Source organism: Nostoc parmelioides FACHB-3921 (assembly GCF_014696625.1).
GTDB classification, from domain to species: Bacteria; Cyanobacteriota; Cyanobacteriia; order Cyanobacteriales; family Nostocaceae; genus Trichormus; species Trichormus parmelioides.
Window position 1 is genome coordinate 1 of the sequence record NZ_JACJQL010000011.1, and the last position, 12,277, is coordinate 12,277.

Annotated in this window: 9 protein-coding genes; 3 read left to right on the forward strand and 6 right to left on the reverse strand. The window is 42.7% G+C overall.

Annotated features, from left to right (window positions below; translation table 11 throughout):
* Positions 1 to 351: 351 nt before the first annotated feature.
* Both H6G14_RS09735 and H6G14_RS09740 read right to left on the reverse strand, forming a co-directional pair.
* Entirely contained in the window at positions 352 to 576 is a 225-nt protein-coding gene (locus tag H6G14_RS09735; RefSeq protein WP_242053395.1) for a hypothetical protein, read from the reverse strand.
* Positions 577 to 1,011: 435 nt separating this feature from the next.
* Positions 1,012 to 4,017 carry a UPF0182 family protein gene (locus H6G14_RS09740; protein WP_190567235.1) on the reverse strand — a complete coding sequence of 1,002 codons (3,006 nt, stop codon included), beginning with the start codon at positions 4,015 to 4,017 and terminating at the stop codon, positions 1,012 to 1,014.
* Between the two features lie 204 nt (positions 4,018 to 4,221).
* Between H6G14_RS09740 and H6G14_RS09745 the strand changes: the two genes are divergently transcribed.
* Complete coding sequence (locus H6G14_RS09745) at positions 4,222 to 4,662, forward strand: cyclic nucleotide-binding domain-containing protein (protein ID WP_190567237.1); 441 nt, start codon at positions 4,222 to 4,224, stop codon at positions 4,660 to 4,662.
* 16 nt (positions 4,663 to 4,678) lie between these two features.
* Positions 4,679 to 5,182 (forward strand): GNAT family N-acetyltransferase, encoded by a 504-nt coding sequence (locus H6G14_RS09750; protein WP_199326110.1) that lies wholly within the window; start codon positions 4,679 to 4,681, stop codon positions 5,180 to 5,182.
* A gap of 168 nt (positions 5,183 to 5,350) precedes the next feature.
* Here H6G14_RS09750 and H6G14_RS09755 read toward each other — a convergent pair whose 3' ends face one another.
* The 4 genes from H6G14_RS09755 to pilM all read right to left on the reverse strand — a co-directional run bounded on the left by H6G14_RS09755 (position 5,351) and on the right by pilM (position 10,638).
* On the reverse strand, positions 5,351 to 7,765 hold the full coding sequence (locus H6G14_RS09755) for an AMIN domain-containing protein (RefSeq protein ID WP_190567239.1): 2,415 nt from the start codon (positions 7,763 to 7,765) through the stop codon (positions 5,351 to 5,353).
* A 137-nt stretch (positions 7,766 to 7,902) separates the two neighbouring features.
* On the reverse strand, positions 7,903 to 8,664 hold the full coding sequence (locus tag H6G14_RS09760) for a pilus assembly protein PilO (protein ID WP_190567241.1): 762 nt from the start codon (positions 8,662 to 8,664) through the stop codon (positions 7,903 to 7,905).
* Positions 8,661 to 9,428 carry a PilN domain-containing protein gene (locus H6G14_RS09765; protein WP_190567243.1) on the reverse strand — a complete coding sequence of 256 codons (768 nt, stop codon included), beginning with the start codon at positions 9,426 to 9,428 and terminating at the stop codon, positions 8,661 to 8,663. Before H6G14_RS09765 ends, H6G14_RS09760 begins: the two co-directional genes overlap by 4 nt.
* Before the next feature lie 103 nt (positions 9,429 to 9,531).
* Positions 9,532 to 10,638: a type IV pilus assembly protein PilM gene (pilM, locus tag H6G14_RS09770; protein ID WP_190567245.1), complete on the reverse strand. Its 1,107-nt coding sequence runs from the start codon at positions 10,636 to 10,638 to the stop codon at positions 9,532 to 9,534.
* A 232-nt stretch (positions 10,639 to 10,870) separates the two neighbouring features.
* On the opposite strand from pilM, the gene H6G14_RS09775 reads away from it, so the two are divergent.
* A complete protein-coding gene (locus tag H6G14_RS09775) occupies positions 10,871 to 12,172 on the forward strand; it encodes an ABC transporter substrate-binding protein (RefSeq protein ID WP_190567363.1) in 1,302 nt (433 codons plus the stop codon).
* Positions 12,173 to 12,277: the final 105 nt, after the last annotated feature.

Here is a 12,277-nt window from a genome sequence, read left to right on the forward strand (position 1 = left end):
ATTCTTCCCAAGTTATTGTGTTGTTACAATGCTTTTTCGTTCCATATTTTATCTGCTAAAAATTTTAATGATAATGATAATCGAAAAGAGGGGGGAGGAGGCGAGCGTCGCTCGCCTCCTCCCCCTCCCCACCACATGATTATCATTTTTATTTAGATAAGTTTAAGTATTTTAGCTCATTGACAAAATACACTTTAATCTAACCCCTCACGAGTGGTAGTGTAGCTATACATATAGGATTGATACTTGATTTCTGGAATATACGTAGGAGAGCTACAGGGTTGGTCAGGCAGTCCCATATTCTCTATGAGATCCTGGAAGGACGGGATTTTAAATCTAATTTTTCCATAACTAGCTTTTGATTCTTGTCCATGAAGAAACAATCTGCTTGTGGCGTTTGTGTCCTATTAGCCACTGTTGACAAACTTCAGTTACAAGTTGTTTTTCTTCTTCAGAAAAAACTTCCTCAGATTTCCCAGAAGCTAAAATACTCGCTGCTCTTGCAGCTTTTTCATATCTCACACCGTACTTGACTAATTGGGTATGAAATAGCTTCTCCTTTTCTTCCTGTGACATAAAAAACTTACCTGACATGAGCTTGAAGGCTCTAAAGAGCTAGTTTTGCAAATTTAGGTAAAAATAGGCTGATAATTCTTATTTTTGCAGATGTTAAGATTATTTAACTTCTCTCAAAAGATATATGAGTACATATACTTAATGTTTTCTTTATAATTGACATTTTGATAGTCACGAATCAGGGGTGTAGGGGAGCCAGTTACGTGGTGAGGCAGTCCGGTCTTGGGGGTTTCCCCCAGGAGGAACTGCCGAAAGGGTCTCCCGACTTGAGCAAACTGGCGTGTGTAGGAGACCCCCTCGATAAATTGAGGGGCTTGATATGACGCAATATTTTGAGATGCACGGCACGAAAAACACATTTTCTTTTTTCCATGTTTACAAACAGGGGCTTGTATCCTTTTTTTTGGGGCTAATCACCCCTAAACCCACCTTATCTTAACTAGGTGGAGTAACTTCCTCAAAAGGACGAATAATTGCTGGTGCTGGTGTGACTTCTGGCTGAAAGATAGCCTGTAAAGCTTGTTCCAAAGTCTGTGCCATGACGATGCGGTTTTCGTAAGCTACGACTACCCGCACTAGAGTTGGTAAGCTATTTTGTGTTGCTTCCAAGTAAATTGGCTCTACATATAGCAGAGATTGTTCGATGGGAATCACTAACAAATTCCCTTGAATTGCCCTCGAACCCTGACGATTCCATAAGGAAATTTGCTGAGAAATTACTGGGTCTTGGTTAATACGTGCTTCTATTTGCTCTGTCCCGTATACAAGGCGTTCCTTAGGAAAGTTATACAGTAACAATTTACCGTAGTTCTCACCATCCGATCGCGCGGCTAACCAAGCAATTAAGTTAGTCCGTTGTTTGGGGGTATAGGGTAGCAGGAGGAGAAATTCTTCAAAAGGGACAGTAGGTAGACTGGTAATCAAATAATAAGGTTCTACTGGACGGCTTTCACTGCCATAGATTTCATTGGGGATTTGCCATTGGTCTTCTCGGTTGTAAAATACTTGGGTATCAGTCATGTGATAGGTCATTAACCGCTCGGACTGGATGGCAAAGTAATCTAAGGGATAGCGGATATGGCTGCGGAGAGTAACTGGCATATCGCTTAGGGGCTGGAACATACCAGGAAATATGGCTGACCAAGTAGCAATAATAGGATCTTTCGCATCTGCAATGTAAAATTTTACACTGCCATTGTAAGCATCAATAACTACTTTGACAGAATTGCGAATGTAATTGATGCCGTTACTGTTGGGGTCTGAGTAAGGGTAGCGATCGCTTGTTGTGTAAGCATCAACAATCCAATACAAGTAATTATTCTGCCCTGGAAAGGCTGGATTACCATCAGCCGCAACTAAATAGGGGTCGCTGTCAAATTTTAAAAAAGGTGCGATCGCCTGGATTCTGCTCTTGACATTCCGGCGAAATAATACCTTTGTTTCTGGTAAAAAGTCCTGCGTGAACAACATTTGCCAATCTTTTAAATACATGGCAAATAGTCCCCGTCGCCAACCATTGCCTATAGTGACACCACCCAAACCATCATAAGCATTGTAAGCATTATCACTACCACTGGGATAATCTAACTCCCTCACATTTGTACCAGTCATTACATAAGTATTGGTAATTTCACCATAATAAATTCGGGGTTGCCCAATAGGAATGCTGTCACGAACTGCTTCACTGGAAGTAGAAAGTGCGCCCTCATTACTTCCAGCAATATCTTTGACAAAATATTCCGGTAGTCCACCAGTCCCAGCCGTATTAACTGGACTCATGGTAAATCCGTAACCGTGGGTATAAATTAAATGCTGGTTGATCCATGTTTGCGCCTGCTCTGGGACTGCACTGTAATCTAGTTCCCTGGGTGCAATTAATACTTGTCGTCGTTCCGTTGGTGCAATTCCTGCTGGTGCTGGCGACTGGTTAGGGTTTGCTGGTCTAATTGCGCCTGCTTCCGCTTCTAAGGTGTAGCGGTCGATATCTGCGTCAGGGAAGCGATAGTAAGGGCGAAATTGTTGCAGTTGGCGATTAGTTTCTAACAGTGGTCGCTGATCCCACAGACGAATGTTACGAATCGTCAAATCATTAGCTTGGATAGCGGCTGTAGTTAAATTTCCTTGGGGGTTGAAAGTTCTAGCATCAATTGTTTCTAAACTAAATGCTTGCCTAGTCAAGGCAATTGTACGTTGAATGTATGGTTGTTCCCGTTGTAATTCGTTGGGTTGAACAATCAAATACTGGACTATTGTAGGTAAAACAGAGCCAGCCGCTACGACCACAAATAAATAAACACCCAATCCGTAAAAGACAAATTGGCGATACTGAGATTTAGCGCGCCAAAACATTGTCCGCCACAACAGGTAAAATGCGATCGCTAATCCCAGAACACACAAGATGTTATAAATGGGTAACTGTACGACCACATCCGTGTAACTAGCGCCATAACTCACCCCGCGAGGCGAATAAACCAACTCATAACGACTCAGCCAGTAACTGAAAGCCACCATCAACATTAATAAACCACCCATACCGTAGAGATGGCGTTGCTGTTGGGGTGAAAAACCGGGAAAAATTCCCTGACTGAGGCTGTCTGCGGAGAGGAGATAGGTAAGAGTCACGGCGATAAAGCCATACAAAAACATCCCCATCAACCACAGTTCTAGCAATTCCCACAATGGCAGCGAAAATATATAAAAGCTGATATCTTTCCCGAATAAAGGCTCAGTACTGTTGAAAGGTGTAGGAGCGAAATACTGTAAAACCTTAGCCCAGTTGTGAAAAATAATTGTCCCAAACACAACACTGAGAATAACAGCGATCGCCCTGAGGAAAAAATGTGAGTAAATAAGAATAGCGATCGCTACACCGACAATTAAACCCAGATATAAAACTTGGGAAAAAACTTGCTTGCCCATTTCCCAGATAGTTTCTAAACGAAATGGGGTAATTATGGGTAAACTATGCTTGTTAAAAGCCGGATACCAGTAAGCCAGAGCTATTTTTCCATAGTGAACTAAAATTAACCCTGCCAATAAACTGAAAACCACAGCCAAGGGTAGCAGCCAACGCAACCTCAAAGGTTTTAAGTGGCCAGCATCATGAATCTTAGGTGCATTTAACCTAGAATATGCAGGACTGAGAAAATTTTTCAGTCCCACACTCAACTCTGCTTCTTCTCGCCTAACTTCCTCAATCTTCAAAAACTGGGGATACTTTAGCCGTTGCGCCAAAGTTAAATTTCCCCACAGATAAACAGCAGTTACACCCACAGCAACCACCCATAAACCCCCACGACTCAACAGCCGCAGGAGAAATACTTGCAGATAGCCAACCTCTTGAAACCAAAAAATCTCTGCCCCCAAGCGGGAACTCAAATCCAAGAGTAGCCAAAGTCCTACAAAGACTATTGAGAGTCGAAAGCACCATTTCCAAAACATTCTTGGGCAGCTAAATTAATTACTGTGGGCGTAGGTAATGAGAAAATTTTCCTTTACCTTCCTCTTTATTATGAATTTCCCTGGTAATTATGCTGCTGGCTTAAATTAATCTTTAGCTTATACTGACTTAGGCAAAAGACAGAGGCAAAGCAATTAATAACTACTGACGACTGACAACTGACAACTGACCAATGACCATTAACTATGCTCAGTAGCGTTGACCGTTTATTATTTGTGCGACGAGTCCCGATTTTTAAAGAATTGCGGGATGATTTTATTGTGCGGCTAACCTCAGTGATGCACGAATTGCAATTTCCCGCCAATCATACAATTTTTAGACAAGGGGAAGAGGGGCGATCGCTATATATTATTGTGTCTGGTAGAGTCAAAGTTCATATTGGCAATAAACAACTAGCAGAAGTAGACCAGGGAAAATACTTTGGGGAAATGGCAGTATTTGATACCCAACCCCGTTCCGCCTCTGTAACGACCATAGAACCCTGCGAATTTTTGGAATTAACCCAAGAGCAACTATATGATGCCATTGAAGAAACTCCCGAAATCGCCGTAAATATTATCCGTGAACTATCTCGCCTAATTCGCGGACTGAACGAAAACGTTAATATGTCAAGATTGGGTTCTTGAAGAGAAACAAGTCATCTTGCGTTTAGAAAAAGTTACAGAACAACACGCCGCAATCCTCTACCAGTACATCAGTAATCCACGGATGTATGAATATCTAGAGGAGCAAATTCCCACACAGGCGGAAGTGCAGCACAATTTCCGGTTTGCTGCCTTAGAAAAATCACCCGATAATGAAACCATGATTTGGCTGAAATGGGCGGCTGTAAACCCCCAAAATCAGTATGTAGGTCTTGTAGAAATAGGTATTTTTGATGACCTCTATGCAGAAATCGGCTTTATGACCTTCGTCGATTTCCAGAGACAAGGATATGCTACCCTTTATTGTTTAGAGGCGATCGCTCAAACCCAAAAACGCTTTTCCCTTCCCTCGCTACACGCATCAGTCAACGAATATAATATTGCTTCCCGTAAAGTCCTAGAAAAGCTTGGTTTTAAGTTGCAAAAAGTCAACAAAAACGCAGAGTTGATCAAAGGAAAACCAACCGATGAACTCATTTACTGCCTAAACTTTTCTGTTTAGATACCCGACTTTTTCAAAAAGTCGGGTATTTAGCAACCTATAGACAAAAAAAGATACCACAAAGCTCAAAAGCTTGTGGCTAGTCTAGAAAATGAAATTATATTACAAATACCAATTTACCAAAGCCCCAGCTAGTACCGGAAATTACGAATTGGTCAGTAAACTATCTTACCGCCTGGGAGTATTTAAACCACGACGCTCAAGCAATTGACGTACTTCTGGGCTAGGACTGTAGTTGTAGCCGTAAGAAGAGTTTTGAGAGTCATCCATAACTTGAGGTGTCAGAAGTACAATCACCTCTCTACGCTCATTGGTTCTGTTGGTTTTTCTAAATAGTGAACCAATCAACGGAAGATCACCTAAGATAGGAAGCTTGGATACAGTTGATCTATCTGATTCTTGAATAATGCCACTGAGAATTAATGTTTGACCATCTCTTAAGCGAACTACGCCAGATTGAAGACTTCTGGCGGATAACAGAGTAATTACACCATCAGGACTAGATGTTGTGCCACCAGGTGCAGACACAGTGGGTGCGACCGACAAGGAAACAAAACCATTATCATCAATACGCTCAACCTTCACATTAAGGGTTAGACCAGCTTCTTTGATAATAGGTTCTCTTGTGGTGCCATTTGAAGAATTTGCTCCTATTTTGATCCCTCCAAAAACTTCTGAGGTTAATTTGACTACAGCCTGTTGACCTTCCTGTACAATCAAAGTCGGATCAGTCAAAACTTTGGCATTGCCATTTTGTACCTGAGCCTGCAAACTAGCAAGAAGACGTTTAGGGAATTGGTATATAGTTGGTAAAGATGTAGTGGCTGTACCAAGCTCACCTCGTGTGATGGTTGTTGTACCATCTGCATTTCTTGTAATGATGTTATCGGTTGCGGGGGTAATTTCAGAGAAACCTGGTTGTAGGGGGTTTGTACTACTAGGTGCAATAGGTTGATAGAAAGAGCCGCTTCCGGGATTTGCAATTCTAGTAATGTTGCCGTTTGCGTCTACCACTACTGTACCTGGGGTAGTTCCTGGAATAGATACAGTATTGTTGGGGTCAACGAAAGTCGTTCCTGTAATAGGATTGTCTATAGTTGGTGTAGCGGTCACACTGTTTGCAACTTCAGAACTGGTCGCTGGTCTAGAACCACCAAAATTTAGAGTTGCTGCACCGCCATCACTCGTGAAGTAGTTATTACCAAGTCCAAAAGAAAAACTCGCGTTGGTGTCTTGAAGATTCAAAAGGTTCACATCAACAATTTTGACGTTCACTACTACTTGGCGGCGGCGAATATCAAGTTGGGTGAGTTGAGCTATTGCCATCTCTATTTGCTTGGGAGGGCCAATTAAAGTCACAGAATTAGTGCGCTCATCCCCCAATGCTTGTAAACCTCTTAATAAAGGCTTGGAATCTTGAAAATCAACTCTTTGAGTCTCTATTCTGCTTTCTGTAGTAGTTTGAGTTTGTGTGACTGCGGCATTAGCTGCACCGCCTACAGGTACAGCATTTACGCTCGTAACAAGTCGTTCGCGGCTAATGGCGCTTTCAGCCCCCAACCCAACCAAGAAATTTAAAGCAACCCCTACAGTTACCTGATTAAGCCGCAGATTACGCATCACCACATCACGGGTGGAGTTAGGTAATTTTGGCCCGACGAAAATTGTTCTATTACTGCGGTTAGCTTCTAAACCACTCAGACGCAAGACATAGTTAAACACATCTTGTACTGGCTCATTTTCTATATCTAGCGAAATTGTTTGAGAAATGGCTTGACCTCCAGCCGCAGGTGTTCCACCAGCTCCATCACTGATATAAGCCAAGTTTAAATTAGCAGCACGAGCCAATAATGATAGAACTTCCCTAACTGGTGCATCGCGCAACACCAGACGAGGTACACGTTCCTGAGTACCTAAATCTATCGTACTGGGGGAGGCATCGGTCGCAGAAATGGCAATATCACCCACAGGAGGTGCAACTGCTCTAGGTAAGAACGGCGGCGCTTGACTTAATGGCTGTCCGGGGCCAGCAGGCTGGGCTGGTTTGCCATCAATTGTTACTTGCGGGTTAGGTACAAGCACATTGGGGACGGCTCCTGTTTGTGCTGGGGTAGCAGCTGGTGGTGTTGTAGATACTGGTGGTCTGGGGGCGACTGGTGCTGATGCTGTAGTGCCTGTTGATGGCGTTAAGCTGAGGGTGATGCCATCTTGTTGACGGGTGACAGGTTGACTAGTTGGTGCATCAGTATCACCAGTCACGATGACGCGGATACTATTAGCATCTAGTTGCACCACCTCAACGGAAGCAATTCCCGCCGCAGGTTTATCTTGACGGAAGTTATTACCTTGTGGAAGCCGTAGTTGCGTATTAATAACATCTGCAACTAAAGCTTTGCCTCTTTTTGTTGTAAAAACTTGTGGACGAGAACCGGCAGAAGTTTTTAAAACAACGCTAAGTCCACCATTGCCTGGATTTAGCTTGACTTCTGTAATTTGTGTGGTTTGCGCCCACACAGGCTGTGCTGCCAAAAATACAAAAGCAGCAGCACCTAAAACTAATCCATTACCATGAACGTGTTTCACAGTTCATTCCTCACCTAATAAAATCGTGTATGTCAACTAAAAAGAGTAGAGAGTGCTGAGTGGGGAGCTATTATTTTTGAATTTTGTTCGCCCTTGGCGTTCCCGAAGGGTATTTTGAATTTTGAATTGATTCCCCCCTACTTCTTAGGCGCAGCCTGAGCAGCCGCAGCCTCTTCAGGACTTAAGGGCATTAATGCTTGCAGTTGAAAAGATGTGGTAATTGGTGCTGGGCCTAACCTGCGTGTGGGTTTGTCTGACCTATCAGTAGCCTGTACGTTAGCTAATGTTGATTGATAGTCTTTAACTATTAATAAAGGCTGTAAACGTTCTATATTACGAATAATCGATTGTGTTTGTTCATAAGTGCCGATAATTTCCACATTAACGCTAGAGCGTTTCAGCTTACCGTCAACTGCTGTTCCTAGCGACCCATCATTAACAGGCTCTGGTTTTTGGATAGCTGGCACAAATTTTTGTAGTTTAGCTCTCACCGCATTGAGAGGAGTTTTAGCGTTGCCGGCTTCTACTAACCGATTCAGATCCAACAGCATGGTATCTAAGGTTTTTTCATCAGCAAATAAAGCTAGCACCTGTTTTCTTTGCTGTTGGGCTTGGGCGAGTTCTTCTGTGATTTTGCCCTTTTGTTTAACGGTGGTTTTCTTTTGCAATACTTGACCTTCTAATTCGGCACTTTGAGTTTGCTTCTGCTGATAGGTATCCCAAGCTGGCATCACCATATTCAGGAGGATATACAAAGCACCAGCTAGACCCAGTACACCTACGAGAATGCCAATGATTTTAGGTGTGAAGCTAATACCAAAGACAACGGGATAATTTGATGCGGCTGCATCTACATCAGCAGCCTGTTCGGCAAAATTTAAATCTTCACTCAGCGTCATCTTGTAATGACTCCTGTTTGTTGCATAGCTCGAATCCGAGTCACCAGTCCGACAGTGCCTTTTTGTTCTAACTCCCGAATTAATTCAGAGGCTGGAACATCACTGAGGCTGGATTGAATAGTGTATTTAACTACTTGGGGTGGTTTAATTCCCGCACTGTTGCCGCTACCAGCTTGTACTGGTGCATCTGCTAGGCTGGCTGTGATAATTTTGGTGTCACCAGACTTCAAAAAACGAGATTGTTGTAAAAGTAATAAGAAGTCGTTGACATCGTTAAAAGAGCGAGCCAAGCCAGTAATTTCTATCCCACCGGCTGGATTACCAGGGGGCTGTCCTGCGGCTGGGGGTGTAGGTGGCGTTTGTCTAACGGTTTCAATTTGTACACTTGCAGGAATGCGATCGCGCAAATCTTCTAACATTGCTGACCAAGGACGAATCTGGTCAAACACCATCACCAAACTTTGAGTGTCGGCTTTGACAGCGCCAGTCTGTTCCTTGATTTTGGTAATGCTGGCGATTTCTGCATCCAGTTTCTTACTTTCTTCATCCAGTAGAGCGATCGCCTGCTCTAATTCCGCAGTTTTCGCCTGTAAAAATAACAACCCACCACCGACAAATATCGGAAAACAAAGACCTACGCCAACGCCCAAATACATGGGTAATAAGCTGCCAGATGGCAATTTAATACCTGGTTTTTTCTCGGACTTGTTATTAGACTGATAAGCTGGGCGGTCTTTGAGAAAATTAATATCTAATCCATACATTCTCTTATACCAATTCTCCAAAACAGGGACACAGACTGAAAACCGGAAATCCTCATCAAACCTGACTTTGTATATAGGAATCCGATCTAATTTTGAATTGGTATCATACCTCCCTCATTCCTAAACCAAGGACTATTCCTAAGCCAGAACGTTGTGTAGAGGGATATTTTTCTTCATCAACTTGCAAGGACAAAGACCCTATAGGATCGATTTGACTGGTAGGAATACTTAAACGCTGAGTAAAAAACTCATGAAGTTGTTCTAGTCCGCCACCAGGCCCACCCAATAAAATCTGGGCTATTTCTACGTTTTCACTCTGATTTAAGTAAAAATCAATAGAACGGCGTAGCTCATCTGTTAGTTCTCCCAGGATTCGCAATACGCCAGCAATACCAGGGTCGGTTTCTGTCATCCCCGTTTTATCGCTCTCTACGGAATTTACAGGAATCACCAATCCCTGTAACATTTCCATATCTCTGGAAGTGGGCAAACTCATAGCTCTAGCAAATGCCATTTGCATTTGATAAGTGCCAATGGGGACAGTGCGGGAAAATTGTGGTACGCCATTAATGATGATCGCAATTTCTGTACTGTCGAACTCTATATCAACTAGTACCGTTGCTTCTTCTGGCCCAAATTGCCGCAGTTGATCACGAATTGTCCGAATTAGTGCAAAACTATTAATTTCTAAAACACTAATTTGTAAGCCTGCCTGCTCAAAAGTACTAATATATGTATCTGTTACCTCCTTGCGGGTAGCAACTAACAAAACCCGTACCTTTTCAATGCCATCCTCATCCACAAAGTACCCAAGTTTCTGATAATCTACATCAGCTTCTTCACGGGGATAGGGTAAATACAACCCTGCTTCGTGGTTTAACACCATATCCCGTAATTCTTTGTCATCCAACTCTGATGGTACGGGTATGATGCGGACAATCGAATCTCGTCCCGGTACACCAGTAGCCACACGAGATACTTTGATTTTGCTTTCAGCTAGCGCCTGCTGAATTAATTGAGCCATTGCTGGGGGATCGGTGATTTGACCATCAGTGACAATCCCCTCTGGAACTGGAACTGATGTTAAAGATTCAAGTTTCAAGCCTTGGCGCTGCTTGCGTATTTGAACTACATTCACCCGTTCTGGTGCAATTTCTACACCCACCCCTCTATGAGATTTGCCAAACAGACTACTGAAACTTTTCACCACATTTATGCCCGCCAAACTGCTAAAGTGAAAATTTAAAATTGACTTAAGTGGTCATTAGTTATGAGTTTTTTGAGTATATATATTGCTTTAGGGCTAATGCCTAAGTTGATATGGTTTACTAATGACTAATGACTAAGGACTAATGACTCCGCAACGCGGTTTTATTTAGCCTATAATCTCGACAATTCTGCATAAGCTTTTGTCCCTGATCAAGCGTAAAAATACTGGTAAGATGATTCAATTGCAAAAATTAAAAAAATTTATTGCTTGTGCAATGCTGGGTTTAATCACCAGTTGGATGGTCAGTTGCAGCACAGGAAACGTGAATACAAACACACAGCAAACTGCTTCGGGAACAGCAAATATTGAGTTTTGGACTATGCAACTCCAACCTCAATTTACTAACTACTTCCAAAGTCTGATTGCGAATTTTGAAACCCAAAATCCAGGTATAAAGGTGAACTGGGTAGATGTACCCTGGGCGGCAATGGAGAACAAAATTTTAACAGCTGTCTCCGCAAAAACGCCACCTGATGTTGTTAACCTCAATCCCGATTTTGCTTCTCAACTAGCAGGACGAAATGCCTGGTTAGATTTAGATACAAAAGTCCCGCAGGAAGCACGTTCCTCCTATCTTCCGAACATTTGGAAAGCCAGTACTCTGAATGGCAAAAGTTTTGGCGTTCCTTGGTACCTCACAACGAGGCTAACCATTTATAACACTGATTTATTAAAACAGGCAGGTATCAGTAAACCACCTGCTACTTACGCAGAATTAGCACAAGCGGCGCAACAAATTAAAGATAAGACAGGGAAATACGCGTTTTTTGTGACATTTGTACCGCAAGATTCCGGTGAAGTCTTACAGTCTTTTGTTCAGATGGGAGCAACCCTAGTAGATACTGAAGGCAAAGCTGCTTTTAATTCACCCCAAGGAAAAGCTGCGTTTCAGTATTGGGTAGACCTTTACAAAAAAGGCTTATTACCAAAAGAAGCACTAACTCAAGGACATCGCCACGCAATTGATTTATATCAATCTGGCGAAACAGCCTTTCTTGCGTCTGGGCCTGAATTTCTGAAAACGATCGCCACCAACGCCCCAAAAATTGCTCAAGCTTCGGCGATCGCTCCCCAACTCACTGGCGATACAGGTAAGAAAAATGTAGCTGTGATGAATATCGTCGTTCCCCGCGACACAAAACAACCAGATGCGGCGGTGAAATTTGCTCTATTTGTCACCAATGATGAAAATCAGTTAGCTTTTGCTAAAGCTGCAAATGTTTTACCATCCACAACCAAAGCACTAGCTGATAGTTATTTTAAAGATATTCCGGCTGATGCTTCCACAGTAGAAAAAGCGCGAGTTGTCAGCGCGCAACAACTACAACAAGCCGAAATTCTTACCCCTGCTTTAAAGGATATTAAGAAGCTGCAAAAGGCGATTTATGAAAACTTACAAGCTGCAATGTTAGGGGAAAAAACAGTCGATAAAGCTGTAGAAGATGCGGCGCAGGAGTGGAATAATCGGAATTAGTCAGTTGTCAGTTGTCAGTTAGTAGGGTGCGTCAGTATGAATAATTTCTTGGTACACATAAGTTTTTTCGCACTGACGCACCCTACATCGTGGATATTTTTTTAT